17 protein-coding genes and 1 pseudogene are annotated in these 19078 nt (G+C 36.8%); 3 read left to right on the top strand and 15 right to left on the bottom strand.

What is annotated here, in order from left to right; genetic code table 11:
- Positions 1–166 precede the first annotated feature (166 nt).
- Both G3O09_RS22470 and hcp read right to left on the bottom strand, forming a co-directional pair.
- Positions 167–406, bottom strand: a pseudogene (locus G3O09_RS22470) (IS5/IS1182 family transposase); the annotation flags it as partial.
- Positions 407–760: 354 nt separating this feature from the next.
- Entirely contained in the window at positions 761–2050 is a 1290-nt protein-coding gene (hcp, locus tag G3O09_RS07905; protein ID WP_163100954.1) for a hydroxylamine reductase, read from the bottom strand.
- 227 nt (positions 2051–2277) lie between these two features.
- On the opposite strand from hcp, the gene G3O09_RS07910 reads away from it, so the two are divergent.
- Positions 2278–2751: an Hsp20/alpha crystallin family protein gene (locus G3O09_RS07910; protein WP_163100955.1), complete on the top strand. Its 474-nt coding sequence runs from the start codon at positions 2278–2280 to the stop codon at positions 2749–2751.
- A 412-nt stretch (positions 2752–3163) separates the two neighbouring features.
- Here the strand turns inward: G3O09_RS07910 and G3O09_RS22180 are convergent, their stop codons facing one another.
- From G3O09_RS22180 to G3O09_RS07930, 4 genes are all read right to left on the bottom strand, one after another.
- Entirely contained in the window at positions 3164–3985 is an 822-nt protein-coding gene (locus G3O09_RS22180) for a YppG family protein (RefSeq protein ID WP_240338378.1), read from the bottom strand.
- A 136-nt stretch (positions 3986–4121) separates the two neighbouring features.
- Complete coding sequence (locus G3O09_RS07920) at positions 4122–4484, bottom strand: DUF1798 family protein (RefSeq protein ID WP_163100956.1); 363 nt, start codon at positions 4482–4484, stop codon at positions 4122–4124.
- A 68-nt stretch (positions 4485–4552) separates the two neighbouring features.
- Positions 4553–4822 (bottom strand): hypothetical protein, encoded by a 270-nt coding sequence (locus G3O09_RS07925; protein WP_163100957.1) that lies wholly within the window; start codon positions 4820–4822, stop codon positions 4553–4555.
- Positions 4823–5201: 379 nt separating this feature from the next.
- On the bottom strand, positions 5202–6185 hold the full coding sequence (locus G3O09_RS07930) for a DUF2515 family protein (RefSeq protein WP_163100958.1): 984 nt from the start codon (positions 6183–6185) through the stop codon (positions 5202–5204).
- 138 nt (positions 6186–6323) lie between these two features.
- Between G3O09_RS07930 and recU the strand changes: the two genes are divergently transcribed.
- Positions 6324–6941, top strand: a complete 618-nt coding sequence (gene recU, locus G3O09_RS07935) for a Holliday junction resolvase RecU (RefSeq protein ID WP_163100959.1) — start codon at positions 6324–6326, stop codon at positions 6939–6941.
- 36 nt (positions 6942–6977) lie between these two features.
- Positions 6978–9590: a transglycosylase domain-containing protein gene (locus G3O09_RS07940; protein WP_163100960.1), complete on the top strand. Its 2613-nt coding sequence runs from the start codon at positions 6978–6980 to the stop codon at positions 9588–9590.
- 65 nt (positions 9591–9655) lie between these two features.
- On the opposite strand, the gene G3O09_RS07945 is transcribed toward G3O09_RS07940, so the two are convergent.
- The 9 genes from G3O09_RS07945 to panD form a co-directional block, all read right to left on the bottom strand.
- Positions 9656–10195 carry a YpoC family protein gene (locus G3O09_RS07945; protein ID WP_163100961.1) on the bottom strand — a complete coding sequence of 180 codons (540 nt, stop codon included), beginning with the start codon at positions 10193–10195 and terminating at the stop codon, positions 9656–9658.
- Positions 10176–10847: an endonuclease III gene (gene nth / locus G3O09_RS07950; RefSeq protein ID WP_163100962.1), complete on the bottom strand. Its 672-nt coding sequence runs from the start codon at positions 10845–10847 to the stop codon at positions 10176–10178. The genes G3O09_RS07945 and nth overlap by 20 nt, the downstream gene beginning before the upstream one ends.
- A 14-nt stretch (positions 10848–10861) precedes the next feature.
- Positions 10862–11551 (bottom strand): DnaD domain-containing protein, encoded by a 690-nt coding sequence (locus tag G3O09_RS07955; RefSeq protein ID WP_163100963.1) that lies wholly within the window; start codon positions 11549–11551, stop codon positions 10862–10864.
- Positions 11552–11732: 181 nt separating this feature from the next.
- Positions 11733–13025, bottom strand: coding sequence for an asparagine--tRNA ligase (gene asnS / locus G3O09_RS07960; RefSeq protein ID WP_163100964.1), 1293 nt, complete (start codon positions 13023–13025; stop codon positions 11733–11735).
- 468 nt (positions 13026–13493) lie between these two features.
- Positions 13494–14684 carry a pyridoxal phosphate-dependent aminotransferase gene (locus G3O09_RS07965; RefSeq protein WP_163100965.1) on the bottom strand — a complete coding sequence of 397 codons (1191 nt, stop codon included), beginning with the start codon at positions 14682–14684 and terminating at the stop codon, positions 13494–13496.
- Between the two features lie 18 nt (positions 14685–14702).
- Positions 14703–15179 (bottom strand): cell wall elongation regulator TseB-like domain-containing protein, encoded by a 477-nt coding sequence (locus tag G3O09_RS07970; protein WP_163100966.1) that lies wholly within the window; start codon positions 15177–15179, stop codon positions 14703–14705.
- Between the two features lie 15 nt (positions 15180–15194).
- Entirely contained in the window at positions 15195–15365 is a 171-nt protein-coding gene (locus G3O09_RS07975; protein ID WP_163100967.1) for a YpmA family protein, read from the bottom strand.
- A 346-nt stretch (positions 15366–15711) separates the two neighbouring features.
- Positions 15712–18510, bottom strand: coding sequence for an ATP-dependent DNA helicase DinG (gene dinG / locus G3O09_RS07980; RefSeq protein ID WP_163100968.1), 2799 nt, complete (start codon positions 18508–18510; stop codon positions 15712–15714).
- A gap of 114 nt (positions 18511–18624) precedes the next feature.
- Positions 18625–19011: an aspartate 1-decarboxylase gene (gene panD, locus G3O09_RS07985; protein ID WP_163100969.1), complete on the bottom strand. Its 387-nt coding sequence runs from the start codon at positions 19009–19011 to the stop codon at positions 18625–18627.
- Positions 19012–19078: the final 67 nt, after the last annotated feature.

Below are 19078 nucleotides of genomic sequence, written 5' to 3' on the forward strand. Positions count from 1 at the left end.
TGTAGAAGAAAAGGTTGATTTCCGCTCCAGGCGCTTGCTTTCCGGGGGACGTTCGCCGAGCCTCCTCGTCGCTACTGCTCCTGCGGGGTCTCGTCTGTAACGCTAATCCCCCAGGAGTCAAGCGCCTTCCGCTCCAATCAAACCGTGTCCTTGAAAAATCAACTTAAGGCTTTTTCCCATGTTCTTCTCCAACCAAATTCAGTTCTATTTGAAGCTTATTTTCATACGCTCGTGTTTCTCTTCAAACGATTTTCTAATCAAATTTTTGTTTATGCGCGCTCGCCTTTGACGTGTTTGGAATCATATGATCTGAATGTAGAAGCCTATGATCCATAATCTATTTTAAAATATGGTAGAAAATTTGTTCGAATACATCGGAGTCTTGATAACGACGCTCATAATTTTTACGTGCTTTGGTATGAATGATTTTTAGTCTTGATCGTGTTTTACCTCAAAATTATGTACGATCATCGTTGATTGGAGCGGAGGGCGACGACTCCTGCGGGAAAAGCGTGAAACTTGAGACCCCGCACGAGCGTAGCGAAGGAGGAGGCTCAAGCCACGCCCGCGGAAAGCGTTCGCCCTTCGCTGCAATCAACTTCTCTAGTTCTTAGCAACTTCTTTCATTGGAAAAGAAAAAAGACTGTAGACAAACTCGAAAATCTTCGTGTTTGTCTACAGTCTGAGAGACTCTTTTTAGAGTCTCAGTGTTTACCTTAATATCAATAGGCTCTTTTCACATTAATTGTAAAACAGCCTATCATAAAGATAACATTGCTTCCATATCTTCGTGAGCGTTACCAATCAGCTTGAGGTTGAAATTCTCCTGTAATACATTTAATACACCTTCAGAAATAAATTCAGGTGGTTTTGGCCCAATTCGAATATCCTGGATCCCTAAGCTGAATAATCCCAATAAAATAGCTACAGCCTTTTGTTCAAACCAAGAAAGAACGATGCTCACTGGCAATTCATTGACTGTGCAACCAAACGCATCTGCTAGTGCGGCTGCTATTTTAATTGTTGAAATTGAATTGTTACATTGACCGAGGTCAATATATCTTGAGATATTCGTGCCTGGGACAACCCCATATTCTACATCGTTGAATCGATATTTACCGCATGATGTTGTCAAAATGACTGCCTCTGGAGGCAAACTTGTTGCTAATTCCCGATAATACTCCCCGCCTTTCCCAGGTGCATCACAACCAGCAATCACGAAGAAGCGCTTAATTTTACCTGCCTTTACTGCATCTATGACTTCAGGGGCAATCCCTAATACAGTATTATGGTGAAACCCAGTTAGTAAAGTCTCATCAGACTCTATCATTGCTTCAGGAAGATCCAATGCTTTAGTAATTAATGGAGAGAAATCATCATTTTCGATTTTAGCAACGCCTTCTAGACCCGCTACCTCATATGTGAAGAATCGATCACTGTAAGTTCCCTTGATAGGCATGACACAATTAGTCGTTGCCAAGATAGCGCCTGGAAACTTTTCAAAAAGGCGACGTTGATCAAACCAAGCTTTACCGATATTTCCTTTTAAATGAGGATATTTTTTCAAGGCAGGGTATCCGTGAGCTGGTAACATCTCAGAATGAGTATAAATGTTTATACCTTTTCCTTCTGTTTGCTTCAACAATTGCTCTAAGGCAAAGAGATTGTGTCCAGTAACCACAATGCATTTCCCTTCAATTTTGTTTTGCGATACACGAATTGGTTCAGGTACACCAAGACGTTCTGTATGGGCATGATCAAGCAACTCCATCACCCGTAATGCAGATGTACCGACTTTCATAGCCATATCAATATGCTCTTGAACATTAAAATTCGAGTTAGTCAATGTCATATATAATGCTTCATGAGTGACTTTATCTACAAAATGGTCGGTATAACCTAATTGTGATGCATGATTTCTATAAGCTGCTATTCCCTTTAATGCAAAAATCATCGTATCCTGCAAACTGGCAATGGTCTCATCTTTACCACAAACCCCAATAACTTTACAGCCCCCTGTTGGCGTTTGTTCACATTGATGACAAAACATACAATCCCCTCGCTTTCCTTTGATAAGTTCAGCTTACAAGATACTCTCGAAGATTTATGTGATGTTCCTCACATTTTTTGAAAGTTCACGAATCGTCCATAAATGTAAATAAATTCTGCTCCCACATAAAGATGAAGTATTGAATGTAACCATCACTCTCAATTATGCATACAATTTTATTAGACCTTTTCAGGCATTTGCCTATTTTTCAGAAAGGAGTTACTAGAATGACGCAAAAAAACGATGAACAAAAGGGTATTGTAAAACGAGAGAAGAAAGACATTTTTTCGGAGTGGATGAATACTATAGACGATCTTTTTGGAGAAAAACCAATCAATGGAATTTTACAATCAATGGATTCATTCTTTACCAATGCTTCCTTGTCAAGAGGGCTCGCCATTAAACTTGAAGAAAATCAAAATGATTATGTAATATCTGTAGAATTACCTGGTGTGAAAAAAAATCAAATTGAGATTGAGTGCTTTAATCAATCCTTATCTATAACTGTAAATCAGAAAGAATTAATTCAAGAAAAAAATGTAGATAAAGGAACTTTATTTAGTAAATCTTCTTCTCAAACACTTTCAAGAGCCATCTCCTTCCCTAAACCAATTGTAGCTAGCAAAATAACAGCAAATCATGAAGATGGCATTCTAAAAATATCTATACCTAAACAAAGAGGCACTGTAATTGATTTATAAAACTAAGTTGTAAATTGTAGAATTACTCATGATTTCCGAGTTACATTTGATAAAACCAAATAGGATGTCTGTAATGACTCTGCTAAAGGTCATCCTAGACATCCTATTTTTATTGGCTGTTTTCTTAAGGTTTGTTGCATTTTAAGTGAATTTAACTTTATATATCTGAGTTGATTGTAGCGGAGGGCACTTGAATCCTCGAAAATGCATTCGCATTTCCTATGCGGTGTTCATTCGAGCAAGCTTATTCAATGTCCTGCGGGAAAAAGAGGGAATTGGGAGACCCCACAGGCGGTAAAGCCGAGGAGGCTCCCATCCCTCCCCGCTTAAAAGCAAGTGCCTGGAGCGCAAATCAACGGACAAACTTTTAAATGTCTAAAACAGCCATCTATGTTAAAATACAGCCTTTTCTTTAAACGGAGGTGGTTTTAAAGAAGCTTCCAAGTCCTTTAAACATACCTTGTACTTGGTTAACCGTTCCCATCATTTGCCCTGCTGTGCTCATCATTTTATTAATATCAATTGAACCGTCCTGAGTTTTGAATTGATTCATAATAGATGAAATACCTGATGGTTGTTGTTTTTGCATAAAACTTTTTTTCGGATAAGGATTAGGATACTGCATCCCTGGATTATTTATTGGATCAGGCTGCTGTTGCAGTGGATTTGCAAAAAGGCTTTGTGTTTGTTTAGGAACGTAACCCATTTGTGGTGAAGGAGCAAATGGTTGATGAATATATTGATTAGGCATATTCACACCGAAATGTGGTTGGCCTGGCAGTACTTGTTGAGCTGGTAGTGCTTGTTGGCCTGGCAGTCCTTGTTGAGCTGCTAGTGCTTGTTGGGCTGCTAGTGCTTGTTGGCCTGGCAGTGCTTGTTGAGCTGCTAGTGCTTGTTGAGTTGCAAGTGCTTGTTGGGCTGCTAGTGCTTGTTGAGGTGGCAGTGCTTGTTGACCGCCTTGTGGTGAAAAAGGCTGAATTGCATTAGGATAATGTCCTGGATAAGCGTTTCCCATAAACCCTGCACTTTCAAGAGGAAATCCATTTTGAAAATGATCAAACCCGATAACTCCATGCTGTTGATACATTGGATTAGTTGGATAATGACTATTTGACTCCATATTCGATTGCATCATCATAGCATGGTTCAAAGTGAAACCAGAGTATTCCTGAGGTGCATAAGAATAGGGAAGGTTTCTTTGACCTTGCACCTGCCAAGGAAGGTTCTGAAACATCATTTTCCCTTCTTTCTTTCATAGAAATAGATGATATTACTATATGTGGGCAAATAAAAAAAGTGAATGTCTTTCCATTCACTCTTCAAGAAACCTTTATTCTGTTAGAATCACCTATTTCCTTTTCGTATGAAAATCACATACGTGTGGAATTTGCGACCTTATTTAAATGGAATGTAACGGATTGATAATGATCGATAAATCGTTTATAACTTGTTTTCCTATCAAATGAACTCACTGCCACATTATTTAAATTATCTATCGTTTGAATGATTCCATTCATATTTGTGTATCTTGGTTGTTCCTTTTGGATCCAATCTTGAGAAAGCTCTTCCCATTCTTTTGCTAGATGGTACACCCTATCACAAAAAGGTTTAATATCAGAGTAAAAGTCATATTCGATTTCTAAATTATTTCGTACTGATTCATATCTATTCATGCTTTGATGTGCATATTTGAGTAGTTCTATTGTTTTCTCATGTAAAGATGTATATGTCACCAGCCATCAACATTCCCTTCTTAGTGTATGAAACTAGTATAAAGAATCTGTTAATAGCTGTAAATAAACTAGTATCCAAGCTTCGGCTGGATTGGAATTGAATGATTTTTGCTTCTCTTCCTTTGGTTAGGTTGTTGTTGCTCATTAATTCTAAATCTTCTCTCTGAAGCTTGAAGGTTATATTCTAACTTCATGATCATTGATTGTTGTTGATCGATATATCGAGATTGTTCATTTTTAACACCATCTGAGATTGCAACTTCCAAAGCGTCAAGCTGCAATGCGATTCCCTCTAACATGTTTATGATTTCTTGTTTCCCGATTCTTTTGTTATCCATAAATATTCCTCCTCAATATCATTGTATATAATATTTCTTCCTGATTTTTCTATCACCTTCCACACTGACAAAACTAGAAGTAAATCGCCAAAGAAAGTGGCTAGATGTCATTTTTCGCAAATAATTCGACAACTCGAAAAGCGGAAGCGCCAGTTCAAATTCCAAAAGCTAATACTTTGATTAAATGCGCATACAATACTCTGCACTTGAAACAATAATAGGAAAAGGAGGTGAGGGAAAATGGCAAAAAACCAAGGTGATAAAACCAAACAAGGTAAGAAGAACGAAGCGGAAACAAAAGCTGCTTATGGGAATCCAAAATTAACAGGCCCTAATCGACCTTCTACATAAATACTTGATGCCTTGAGACTGATAAATATCAGTCTCCTTTTTTAAATAGGCTTTCGATAGACATTAAAGCCTGAAGTTGAAGTTGTTTCTTTTTATACCAATCATTCAATAAAATGGTTTCCTCAAAAGTTGGTGATTCGTGCCACATTTTTTTTATTTTTTTCCCCTTATCCCATTGATTGGGATGATTATTATGATGAGTAATAATTGGATAGGTGGTTCGAAGAAATGGAGTATTCCTCCTTTTCTTGTATGGGAAGTATTGTTCATAATCCAATCTTGAACCTGTATGTTCAGTATGAATAGAAAACTTTAAAAATAGGGGAAACAGTTCTTGATTAAATAATATCGACCCCAGCCTTTTCCCTAACTCGATCCGACTGTCAATTTTTCTAAACTTCGATACACTAGCACCATATAAATCCCCATTTAAAGTCGGAAAAATGACTGTGCTAAAATGAAAGTAGTCCTGCAATCCAAAAACGAAAGAACGAAATACTTTCTTTTTTAGGCTGCTATGTTCAATTACTGGTTCTTGAATGATATTTTGTTCATTAATTATCAGAGAAACCAATAATCGTTTTTCGTCTCTTAATCCCCAAAACCTCCTCCATTCACTCATGATGAATTCTGAATTATTGAAATACACGCCAAGGTGAAACATTGGCATATTAAGTTTCGTCGAATAATGATAGAGCAACAACTGTGGGTACGCATCCTGAAATATCAGCCAGTTTGCTCTTTCGTATGTCATAAAAAGTGTATGTCGAAAGTCAATAGGAAGAACTTTGGGAAACCATTCTCCTTCAAGATCACACATGTTGTAGCCTGCATTCCTGGAAACCATACTCGCCAAAAAAGACCACTTTACTTCAGGATGAAAATTAAAATAGTTTGCATATGCCTTTGTTCTTGATATATTATCTCTATTCCATTTTGAAGTAATTTTTTTTATCGTATTTATGAGTGACTTTTCATTATTGACTACCTGTAAGGATCCAAGATCAAACACAACTTCACCTTCTAAATATTAGGGATTAAATATGCAATAAGGCCTTTTCCTATTTAGGATTCAATGATATGTATCGTTTTATTCTACATTTCCTTTTCTTTTCTGTTATCATAGATTAGTGGTCAAGGAGGGAATAAGTTGGCTATACACTATCCGAATGGTAAGAAGTTTGTGACTCCACCATCTACTTCTAACAAGGGTCCTTCTTCCATTAAAAAAGGAAGTTATTCTAACAGAGGAATGACTTTAGAAGAAGATATTAATGTAAGCAATGCCTATTACTTGGCAAACGGGATTGCAGTCATTCATAAAAAACCGACACCCATACAGATTGTCGATGTTCATTATCCTAAAAGGAGTGCTGCCGTCATTAAGGAAGCCTATTTCAAGCAGGCATCCACTACGGATTACAATGGTGTTTATAAAGGGAAATATTTAGACTTTGAAGCAAAAGAAACACAAAACCGAACATCATTCCCTTTGAAGAATTTCCATGAGCATCAAATCACCCATATGGAACAAGTCGTTAAGCAAAATGGAATATCTTTTATTATTCTATGTTTTTCTGTAGATGCAGAAATATACCTTATGAAGGCAACCGATTTAATCCAATTTTGGAATCGGATGAAGTCCGGTGGGAGAAAATCTATAACAAAAGAAGAAATAATCCACACTTGTATTCCCATATCGATTGGATTTCAGCCTCGAATTCATTATCTTTCCGCGGTCGATCGATTGATGGACGATCATGGATAAGTTTATCGTGCAATAAGAAAGGTAGGTAACCTTTAAATGTCTGAACAATATAAAACAAGAGAAGAAAAACGCAAACAGGCACAAGGTAAAAAAGTAAAGAAAAAACAACAAACAGGACTCATTAAAAAGATATTTTTAAGCTTAATTGCATTAGCTATTGTTGGAATGGTGATTGGGGTTGGAACCTTTGCCTTCTTCGTTAGCGATGCACCTAAAGTGAATGAAGCAGCTTTAAAAGACCCACTTTCAACAAAGGTTCTAGATCGGAACAATAAGGTTGTATTTGAGCTAGGAAAAGAAAATCGTGAATACGTACCATTTGATGAAATTCCAAAGACTGTTGAAGAAGCATTCCTAGCTACTGAAGACGTTCGTTTCTATAAACATCATGGCGTAGATATATTACGTCTAGGAAGTGCAGTCATCGCAAATGTGACACAAGGTTTTGGTTCACAAGGTGCGAGTACTATCACTCAACAGTTAGTCAAACGTTCATTCCTAACACCGGATAAAACACTAAAGAGGAAAGCTCAAGAGCTTTGGCTATCATTCCAGATCGAACAAAAATATACAAAAGAAGAAATTTTTGAAATGTATGTCAATAAGATTTATTTCGGTGAAGGTGCTTATGGAGTCGCAACCGCTTCTAAAATGTATTTCGGCAAAGAACTAAAAGATCTTACTTTAGAGGAAGCAGCATTATTAGCCGGACTTCCGCAAAGCCCAAACAATTATAGTCCATTCGATAACCCAGAACGCGGAAAAAAACGTCGTGATATTGTGTTAATGCTTATGAATAAACATGGATTCATCAGTAAGGAACAAATGGAAAAAGCACAAAGTACTAAAATCGATACTGCACTGGTTAAAGAAGATAAGGGTGAAAAAGATACAGCTCCTTATGATGCATTTATCGATCAAATCATTGATGAAGTAGAAGATATTGGAAAAGACTTAAATATCTTTACTGATGGGTTAGAAATTCATACCACTCTTGATACAAATGCACAAGAATATGTCTATAACATGTTGAATTCTGATGATATCATTAACTATCCTAGTGAAGACTTTCAGGCAGGGCTAACAGTTTTAGATACAAAAACTGGTGAAATTCTTGCTATCGGTGGTGGCCGTAATCAAAAGGTCAAACGTGGTTTCAACTATGCCACAGACCTTAAAAGACAGCCTGGTTCCACTATTAAGCCAATTTTGGACTACGGACCTGCCATTGAATACTTGAAATGGTCAACTTACGAACAAATTGTCGATGAGCCATACACATATTCTGATGGTACAAAGATCAATAACTATAATAAAAAACATCTAGGTCAAGTATCAGCCCGTGATGCTTTAGCTAAGTCCCTCAATATTCCTGCATTAAAAGCTATGCAAGCAGTTGGTAAGGACAAAGCAAGGAATTTCGGGGTAAAATTAGGGCTACCCTTGAAAGAGGATATGTATGAATCTAATGCGATTGGTGGCGGAGACTTGATCTCCCCTATGCAGCTTGCCGGTGCTTATAGTGCTTTCGGTAATAACGGTATCTATACGAAGCCACATGCCGTTCGTAAAATTGTTTTTAAAGATAAAGACACAGAAATTACCACTAAACCAAAGCAAGAGGTAGTCATGAAGGATTATACTGCTTTCATGGTCACTGATATGCTTAAATCAGTTGTTAAGTACGGTTCAGGTCGCGCAGCAAATATTTCTGGTCTGCCACTTGCCGGCAAAACTGGGACAACAAACTATTCCTCCGATGAGAAGGAAAAATGGGACATTCCTAGCGGAGCTGCTAAAGATGCATGGTTTGCAGGCTATACTACAAACTATACAATTGCAGTATGGAATGGATATTCTAATCAAAAAGAATATCTAGGGAATGATTCACAACAGCTTGCGAAAAAAATGTTTAAGAATGTCATGTCTCACCTTTCAGAAGACGTTGAAACGAAGGACTTCAAAAAACCTTCTTCTGTTAAAAAAGTGAGTGTGGAAAAAGGAAGCAATCCACCAAAACTTCCTAGCAAATATACTCCTGATGAAATGATTGTAAATGAGTATTTCGTAAAAGGAACTGAACCTACCAAGGTATCAGAAACCTTTGATAAATTGGATTCACCAAAGGATTTAAAAGCATCCTATAAGGAAGATACAAATGAAATCATGTTGGAATGGAAATATCCACAAAAAACTGGCGGTGAAGATGAATCCAATCTAACAAAGCCAACTTTTGAAGTAAAGGTCAGTCTAGATGAAGGCCCAGAAAAGGTACTTTCATTAACGGAGGACATGGCTCTAATGCTATTGAATCCTATCGGAGGAGGAACTTATACCTTCAAGGTTACAGCAATTTTAGGTGACCAAAAGAGTGAACCTGCTTCAACAACAATTACCATTCCGGATCCAATGACTGAGGCTGAAGATCAGGTGGAGGAGGGACAGCCAGATGGTGAAGGTGAAGGTCAAGGTGAAGATGGTGATGGAACTACTGGTGAATTCCCTGGCACTCTACCTGGTACTACACCTCCTGGTAACGGTAATGGCACTGGAAATGGTAATGGGAATGGGAATGGGAACGGCGGAAATAATGGGCAAGATGGCGACGACGATGGTGTCAGCATCCTTCCCGATGGTACTACAAACTGAAATGCTACCATATCAAGTACTGATATAAGATAAAATAAAATAATAAAACGTCTAAGCCGCTTGGCTTAGACGTTTTTTCTATTTTTAAGTATTAAACTTTTGTGATATGTTTTTGTTAGTTCTTCCATTAATTGGGATAATTGAATAAATGAATGAAATAATTTTGGACGTGACAGGATGAAACCCATTCTTTCGATAAAATTAATCGGTTTATAATAAAGTAATGTAGTCTTGTGTTCCCAATTTTTCAGATTAACAGGTTGATTATTTTGCCAAAAAAGAATTGAAAAACAACACGAAATTCCCTTCTTCATTAAAGGTAAGAGATTTTGAAAATCACGGGTTTGGAACGACACTTTCAAACTCGTTTGGTATGATGGCCATTGCTGTAAGATTATTTCAATCGATTTCTTGGATTCCCATGGTTTAAACGCTTCTTCTACACCTAAGTAGTGAAACATTTCATAAAGAAAACTAGATGGATCATATGGTACAACCATATCCTCTTTTTCAATATCATTAACCCATACTTCTGTTTCTTCTCCCCAGAAAAAGGGGTGAAATAAATCGTGTTCATCTCTTAAATTAACCTTTAATTGCTCCATGCTCCACCTTGCCTTTAATTCTTTTTTTACCTTCGCGGCATAAATCTATTAAAGGACAGGTTTCACATTGTGGGTTTTGCGCCTTACAATGATAACGTCCGAAAAAAATCATTCTGTGGTGACTAACGGACCATTCTTCCATTGGTATTTTTTTCATTAATGTTTTTTCGACTTCTAAAACACTATCCTTCCAACGACAAATACCTAATCGCTTTGATACCCTTTCAACATGGGTGTCAACAGCTATTGCAGGCACACCAAAAGCAACTGAAACCACTACGTTAGCTGTTTTTCGTCCTACACCCGGTAATTTCGTCAGCTCATCCCGATCTTGTGGGACTTGTCCCCCATATTCGTGGATGACCATTTGACAAAGTTTTTGTATGTTTTTAGCTTTATTTCTATACAGTCCAATAGAACGAATGTCATTTTGCAATTCTTCTAATGAGACTGCTAAGTAATCTTCTGGAGTTTTGTATTTTTCAAATAGATTCTTGGTAACCTTATTCACTAATACATCCGTACATTGAGCTGACAAAGCCACTGCGATTACAAGTTCAAAAGGATTGGAATGATTCAATTCGCAATGGGCTTCCGGAAACATTTCAGCTATTGTATCCAAGCATATTCTGACTTGAGATTTATTTAGCATCTTACATTCTCCACCTACTTTTCGAGCCAATTATAAAATGGAACGTGCTGGGTTTGTTCATCTTTCTTTTCTCTTTTTTGATAAGTTCTAAATTTTTGTGAATACTCTACAGCTTGTTCTTCAGTTTTAATTCCATTCCTCTTCCATTCGAATAAAATTCTATCGATATAGCGGAAATTTAATTTACCTGAAATGACAGCTTCTCTTAATGCGGATTTGATGACACTGTGATTTTCATGCTCATCCATCCACATGCTTAAACTTTCACATTCAAATGGAGACAGTGCCCGGCCAAATTCTTTTTCAAAAATGGTATATAAACTTTCTTCCGATTGTAACCTTGATACATTCTTTAATTTATTTCGTTCTAATAAGAAAAACTGCATCATTTTTTCTTGCAAAGGCAATAATGAATATTTTTCACCTAGAATGGATGCGTCTGACATTTCCTCTAGTATATCAACAAAACCTTGTTGGACCAGCCTTCTTAAAATATTCAAGCAATCGAAAGAAGAAACCGACATTCGTTCGGCAATTTCATCTGGAGTGGGGAAATCATTCCCTTGATCGTGGAAATATTGTAAGTGTAATAATAGGAGCATTTCCTTTTCATTCAATCCCATTTTTGCATAATGAGTCAAAAGAAAAGAAGGAATTGTAAAATTACCTTCTTGGTTCCAAGCTAATAAATCATCATAGGACATTAACAGACACCTCTTTCATCCTAGTATATCATGAAAATATGAGGGATAAAGCAATTGACAAAAACTTACATGAATAAGAAAGGCAATGCGTCAGTTCCTCTCAAACTTCAATAAGTCTAGTTGAATGATAAGAAGGAAAAAAGAGCTGTCAAAGGTCAGCTCTTTTTTCTATTTATTCATATTATGGATATAGACGGTTCAATAAGCGAGGGAACGGAATCGTTTCTCTAACGTGTTCCACACCACTTATCCAAGCTACAGTTCTTTCTAACCCTAAACCAAAACCTGAATGAGGAACTGAACCGTATTGACGTAATTCAAGATACCATTTATAAGCATCCATACCTAAGTTATGCTTTTCTAGGTTCTCTTTTAGCAATTCAGCATCGTGGATACGTTCTGATCCCCCAATGATTTCACCATAGCCTTCAGGAGCGATCATATCCGCACAAAGGACAACATCATCACGATCTGGTGCAGGCTGCATGTAGAAAGGCTTTAAGCTCTTAGGGTAATGTGTGATAAACACTGGTTTATCATAGGCTTCTGCAATTGCCGTTTCATGCGGAGCTCCAAAATCATCTCCCCATTCAATGTCATTAAAGCCTTTTTCATTTAGGAATTTAATGGCATCATCATACGAAATTCGTGGGAATGGAGCTTTGATGTTTTCAAGTTTGGACACATCACGTCCTAAAGTATGAAGTTCAAGTTTGCAATTGTTCAATACAGATTGAACAATGTACGATACATATTGTTCTTGAACTACTAGATTATCTTCGAACTGATAAAATGCCATTTCTGGCTCGATCATCCAGAATTCAATTAGATGGCGACGTGTTTTTGATTTTTCAGCACGAAATGTTGGACCGAAAGAGAATACTTTACCTAATGCCATAGCTGCTGCTTCCATATATAGTTGTCCACTTTGCGATAAATAAGCATCTTCATCGAAGTATTTCGTTGCAAACAGTTCAGAGGTTCCCTCTGGAGCGCTACCTGTCAAAATAGGTGGGTCTACTTTCACGAAACCTTCATTATTAAAGAACTCATATGTTGCACGAATTACTTCGTTACGAATTTTCATTACCGCATGTTGACGCTTAGATCGAAGCCACAAATGACGATGATCCATCAAGAATTCCGTACCATGTTCTTTTGGAGTAATTGGATAATCTACCGATTCATGAATAACTTCAACATTCGATACTTGCAGTTCATATCCAAACGGTGAACGTTCGTCTTTACTAACTGTACCAGTTACGTAAACAGAAGATTCTTGAGTAACAGACTTTGATACAGCGAAAACTTCTTCTGGTACCTCTGCCTTAACGACTACACCTTGAATGAAGCCCGTCCCATCACGGAGCTGTAAAAAGGCAATTTTACCGCTTGAACGTTTATTAGCAATCCAGCAGCCAATTGTGACTTGCTGATCGATAAATTTATGTACTTGTGAAATTGTTGTTTTCAATGCTACGTTCCCTCCAAAAAATAACCAAATCATTTACTATAATCGTTACTATTATACCTTCACCTTTTAATACAAGCAATGAGTAGACACAGGCGACTCAAAACTTAGTAAGACATAAAGTTTGTCCGGTCTATTGCAGCGAGAGGCACTTCCTTTCCGCGGGGAGGGTTGGAGCCTCCTCGGCGTTTACGCCTGTGGGGTCTCCCACTTCCCTCTTTTTCCCATAGGACATTGAATAATCTGCTTTGAAAAAACACCGCACGAAGAAAATGCGATTGCATTTTCGAGGAGACAAGTGCCCTCCGCTACAATCAATTCAGAACGTTAAAGTTAAATTAAACTAATAAAGCTACAAACTTTATGAAAACAGCCAAAACATTAAATTGAGTAACGCCGTTTACTCCTTTTAAAATTTCTATAGGGTTAGAACCTAATGAGTCATCCTCAGTTTTAGCTACTAACATTACATTATTTATAAACAGAATTTGTCACAACAAAATTATGGATTCGTTCCACTGCTTTTTCTAAAGCATCCATTGATGTTGCATAAGAAAGTCGGATATTATCTGGTGAACCAAATCCTGACCCAGGTATTACGGCAACCATCGCTTTCTCTAGTAATGCAGTTGAAAAATCATCTACGTTTTCAAAACCAGTTAATTTTGCGGCTTCTTTAGCGTTTGGAAATAGGTAAAATGCACCTTGTGGCTTTAAACATGTAATACCAGGGATTGCTACTAGTTTGTCAAAGATAATATTCAATCGTTCTTCAAATGCGCTTCTCATTTCCTCAACCGCATCTTGTGGTCCTTCATAGGCAGCAATCGCACCAAATTGAGCGGTAGTTGTAGGATTAGAAGTACTGTGGCTCGCAAGATTCGTCATCGCGTCTATTATCTCTTGGTTACCAACCGCATAACCAATCCTCCAACCCGTCATGGAATGCGATTTAGAAACTCCGTTGATGATGATAGTACGTTGTTTCAGTTCCTCAGAAAGCTGAGCAATTGACACGTGCTTGTTATCACCATAAATTAGTTTTTCATATATTTCGTCTGATACAATCAATAGGTCATGTTTAATACAGACCTCACCAATTTCAGCTAGTTCTGATTCTGAATAAAGCATCCCAGTAGGGTTACTTGGTGAGTTAATGATAATTGCCTTTGTACGGTCTGTAACGGATTCTTCTATTTGTTGCGGAGTAATTTTAAATTGGTTTTCTTCCTTACCCTCAATATAGACTGGAATTCCGTCAGCAAGCTTTACTTGTTCAGGATAACTAACCCAATATGGAATTGGAACGAGCACTTCATCGCCTTCATCCAGAATAGCTTGGAATAAAGTATATAGAGAATGCTTAGCTCCAGAACCAATTGTTACTTGAGATGGTTTATAATCCAACCCTTGATCCTTTTTTAATTTATTCACAATCGCTTGTTTTAACTGCGGCAATCCTGCTGAAGGCGTATATTTCGTTTGGCCTTCATTCATAGACTTAAATGCAGCGTCAATTATATGTTGCGGGGTATTAAAATCAGGCTCCCCTGCTCCCAATCCAATTACATCGAATCCTTGTGTCTTTAACTCTTTTGCTTTAGCTGTAATGGCCAGAGTAGTAGATGGTGTCAATGCAGCCACTCTTTGTGAAAGTTTCATGAAATGATCCCCCTAATCCTATATGCTTCGATAAAATTTTAACCATTCACCAGTCCGAAAATCAAAGTAATAATAACTAAAGCGACCTTTTTCATCTTTAAAGGTTACCTCCCAAAGAGGAGTATCCTTTTCCATCCCAGGCTTTATAGCAATGATTTCGTATGGATTGAGCTCTTTATTAACTATTTTTACGATATCTTCCTTTGATTTGCCATTGGAATTATAAAGAATGGTTATTTCTTTTTTCTTGTTTTCGGGAATCCATACTGTTTTCCCCTTACCATTTTCATCTATCCCTTGCACCACATAATATGTTTCCATACCATTATAAAGATGAAACTGGTTTATTTCCACGAGCTTTCCATCTTTTTTAGCAATAGAAACAGCATAGTTGTAATGTTCCTTCTTTACATTAATTCCTTGGATATAACTGTTTATTATTAATGCAACTATTAAGAAAACAGCAATCCCGATAAAAACCAACCATTTTTTCACTTTTATTCACACTTTCTATGTACGGTAGATCGTAAAAATTGCTTTTTCTTTATCCTTTTGATCCAGTGCTAGGCCAAACATTAAATCCCGGTCCTTCAAGGTACGATTCAAAGCATCAACAACCTTGTACAAATCAGGAGTATTTTGAATCTTCACTGTTGAAATCACTTCAATTTTGCTTTCCATATTGACCTCCTGTGGGCAGAAGAAATTGTTAATCATAGACAACCTTTGTATGACTCATACTATTTGTACAATGATTCTTTCTCACATCATTATAACAGGTTGAAAAGCGATAGGATAATGTTTACCCAACTTTTCAACCTTGCATGTAGACTTTTTTTGCATACCACTAATTATTATTTCTAATCCACACACACTGTTGGCAGCTCTTGAGCTGCTTTTTTTCTTGAAAGGTGTGGTAAAGTTTGTCCGTTGATTACAGATTTAGGCACTACATTCAACTCAGAAAGTTAAAGTTAAATAACACTAAAAAAACAGCAAACTTTACGAAAACAGCCTTTTACATTCTTTAAAAGAGCCAATTATTGATAATTTCTACCATTTCATCTTTTTTTACCTCTTGGATATCAACTTTTGGTATAGATTTAATAAAGGATTTACCGTATTCAGTCGTAATGATTCTTCTATCTAATACAATCAGAAGCCCCTTATCCTTTTCAGTACGGATGAGTCTTCCAAAACCTTGCTTAAAACGTAGGATTGCCTCTGGTAAGGAATAAGATGAAAAAGGATTTTTCCCCGCATCCTTTAAATCATTACTACGTGCTTCTGTAATGGGCTCAGTTGGCGATGAGAACGGCAACCTAACCATAATCACACTCGATAACTTTTCTCCAGGTATATCCACACCTTCCCAAAAGCTAGCCGTACCTAACAATATCGCTTTGTCCATACTTTGAAAGTTACGGATGATTCTTGTACGGCTTCCCCCAGTAATTCCTTGTGCGAAGATATTAAAATCAGATAAATCTGGATCACTTTTCAACTCTACGTATGCTTTACGAAGCATATCGTACGAATTAAACAATACTAACGTTCTCCCCTTTGCAGCAAAAGAAGCTAAGGAAATATGATTAACTGTTTGATTTACATATTCATCATTTGATACAGAATTAATATCTGATATTTCTACCGGAATCAGCAGTTTCACTTTTTCCTTATACGCAAAGGGTGATGGGAAAATTGCCGTCTTTAATGGTATATCAGACAATCCAAGTTGATTTTTAATAAACTGGAAAGAACCGCCAGTTGTTAACGTAGAAGAGGTTAAAATATTACATTTTTGATTCGAGAAAAACCTATGCCATAGATTTTTACCACCGTAAATTGGTTGAGAAAAAAACCTGATTCCATGATGAGGACTGTTCTTATTAAATTCAACCCAAATGATATAATCTTTTTCTGATTCCTTTGCAAATTGTATTAACCGACTTGATAAATGGGTGAAATATTGTACTAATAAATTGGCTTCACTTATATAGTACATAATGTTTTTGTTTAAATCTTTTTCATTCACACAAATCAAATCAATCATTTTCTGCATCTCATGTACTAACTTCTTAATATTTGAAGATAATCTTTCTGCAGCTGCAACAAATGATTCCTTCGTTCTTTCCGATTCCCAAAGACTTTTCAAAAGAATGTTTTCTTTCGTGAACCCCTTACTTCCTAATTTTTGTCGGGTCCGATTAGAAACCATATAAAATAACTCGTCCATCTCAAATTGGATATCTTGGACAAATGAATCGCTGCCTGTTGACCTTAGATTAGTGGAAGGGTCAAAAGACTTACATATTTCCATTCCTTTATAAAATAATTGACGTTGATCAAAAGTACCCCATTTATTGAGCATCATTTTCATGTAGTCATAATCGATGTTTTCACCTAAAAATCTAGAAGCAGCGTTTTCAAGTTGATGGGCTTCGTCAATTATCATTATCCCATCCCGTATAACAGATTCTTCTGTTGAAAGTAAGTCTGCCATAAGAAACGAATGATTCGTAAATATTAAATCAGATATTTGTGCTTTATGTTTTGCCCTACTATAAAAGTCTACTGGCTTCCAAGGGGCTTCAAATGCAGGTATAATATAGTTATCGTATTGTAATTTTTCCCAAAACAATTCTCCACCACTTGAAAAATTCAACTCATCCTTGTCTCCAGTTTCCGTAATCGTTAGCCAAACAAGAATCTGTAATTTAGCCAAAGCAGTATCATAATGATTATCTTTACTTTTTAATGCACGCTCAAATTTCGGGAGGCTAAGGTAATTGTTTTTTCCTTTTAGAATGGAAGATTTTAAAGGGAATGGTACCATGGATTCCAATTTTGGAAGCTCTATTGACCACAATTGACCTTGAAGTTGAAGGGTGTTTGTACTAATTATGACAGGTTGATTGTACTTTCTTGAAAAGAATGCAGCAGGAAGAAGATATCCTAGCGTTTTCCCAAGCCCTGTGCCCGCTTCAATAAGCGCAGATTTTTGCTCTGTCATGCACTTATAGACTAGATCCATCATTTTTAACTGATCTTGTCTTTCCTCCGCTTTATAGAAAGCTTTCTTGAAATACTCCATTTTTAGTTCATTTTCAGACGGATAATCAGGAATATTTCCTATTTGTAATTCGTTCTCTTTCCAGTCTTTAAGTGCTATTCCCCTAAAAACTGATATATCATCATGATGAAGAACCTTATGAGTCATTCTTACCTTGACAATAGTAGTAAGCAGCTCTGATATTTCACTTTTTAAAGAATAGGATAATCGCAGCATATGTTTCAATGTGACTAAAGGAAGAACTTTCAAGTCATCATATAGTTTTATGAACAATTGCGCGGTAACTAGGGCATCACTATCGGCTTGATGAGGACGATCGTGATTAAAGCCTTCTTTTTCAGCAAGTGAAGAAAGCTTATAACTATCAGCGGTAGGTCTCATTATACGTGCAAGTTCAACTGTATCAATCGTTGACCCATAAAATCCATCAAACCCACATCTTATTAATTCATCCTGTAAAAAGGACAAGTCAAATAAAACATTATGGGCAACAAAACAAGCGTCATGCAACAAGCTTATAATTTGTGGGGCGACTTGATCAAAAGTAGGAGAATCCTTAACCATGGAATCATTAATTCCAGTAAGTTCTTCTATAAATATTGATATTGGTCTCCCCGGATTGATATATGTAGAGAATTGTTCAGTAATTAATCCATCTTCAATAACAACTCCAGCAAACTGGATGATTCGGTCTCCTTTTTTGGGGGAATTACCGGTTGTTTCAAGATCAACAACCACATATCGCTGGGCCATTTTGTACACCTCAAAATTCAAAAATACTATATACATTCTATAGTATTTTCCAAAATAAATAAAATTTGTTTAAAAAACATAAACCTTGCCCAAATTAATGGGCAAGGTTTATGTTTATACTAGAACTGTAGCCTCAGGCTCATAATCAATCATTTGAGTAATACGATTATTTTCATCCATAATTGCCACTTTAGGCTTATGTTGTCTTACGTTTTCTTCTGGCACCATAGTGTATGAAATGATAATGACAACATCATCTGGTTGGACTAAACGAGCAGCTGCACCGTTTAGGCATACCACTCCACTTCCTCTTTCCCCAGCAATAATATATGTTTCAAAACGAGCCCCATTATTATTATTAACGATGCTAACCTTTTCATTTGGCAACATATCAACCGTATCTAAAATATCTTGATCAATCGTAATGCTTCCAACGTAATTCAAATTAGCTTCTGTTACTCGTGCTCGATGGATTTTTCCGTTCATCATCGTTCTAAACATGTTGTATTCCCCCTGTTTGTCCGATCAGCTTTTTATGTCTTGCTTTTCAAGCATGTATTTTTTACTA

The sequence above is a fragment of the Peribacillus alkalitolerans genome (assembly GCF_010882125.1).
GTDB lineage: Bacteria > Bacillota > Bacilli > Bacillales > DSM-1321 > Bacillus_BN > Bacillus_BN alkalitolerans.

Bases quoted from the DNA above. Each gene is read 5' to 3' on its own strand.
- G3O09_RS07965 (WP_163100965.1), bottom strand. From the start codon at position 14,684: ATGAAACTTTCACAAAGAGTGGCTGCATTGACACCATCTACTACTCTG.
- G3O09_RS07925 (WP_163100957.1), bottom strand. From the start codon at position 4,822: ATGGATAACAAAAGAATCGGGAAACAAGAAATCATAAACATGTTAGAG.
- G3O09_RS07975 (WP_163100967.1), bottom strand. From the start codon at position 15,365: ATGGAAAGCAAAATTGAAGTGATTTCAACAGTGAAGATTCAAAATACT.
- dinG (WP_163100968.1), bottom strand. From the start codon at position 18,510: ATGGCCCAGCGATATGTGGTTGTTGATCTTGAAACAACCGGTAATTCC.
- panD (WP_163100969.1), bottom strand. From the start codon at position 19,011: ATGTTTAGAACGATGATGAACGGAAAAATCCATCGAGCACGAGTAACA.
- hcp (WP_163100954.1), bottom strand. From the start codon at position 2,050: ATGTTTTGTCATCAATGTGAACAAACGCCAACAGGGGGCTGTAAAGTT.
- G3O09_RS07955 (WP_163100963.1), bottom strand. From the start codon at position 11,551: ATGTCCTATGATGATTTATTAGCTTGGAACCAAGAAGGTAATTTTACA.
- G3O09_RS07910 (WP_163100955.1), top strand. From the start codon at position 2,278: ATGACGCAAAAAAACGATGAACAAAAGGGTATTGTAAAACGAGAGAAG.
- nth (WP_163100962.1), bottom strand. From the start codon at position 10,847: ATGCTAAATAAATCTCAAGTCAGAATATGCTTGGATACAATAGCTGAA.
- G3O09_RS07945 (WP_163100961.1), bottom strand. From the start codon at position 10,195: ATGGAGCAATTAAAGGTTAATTTAAGAGATGAACACGATTTATTTCAC.
- G3O09_RS07940 (WP_163100960.1), top strand. From the start codon at position 6,978: ATGTCTGAACAATATAAAACAAGAGAAGAAAAACGCAAACAGGCACAA.
- G3O09_RS22180 (WP_240338378.1), bottom strand. From the start codon at position 3,985: ATGTTTCAGAACCTTCCTTGGCAGGTGCAAGGTCAAAGAAACCTTCCC.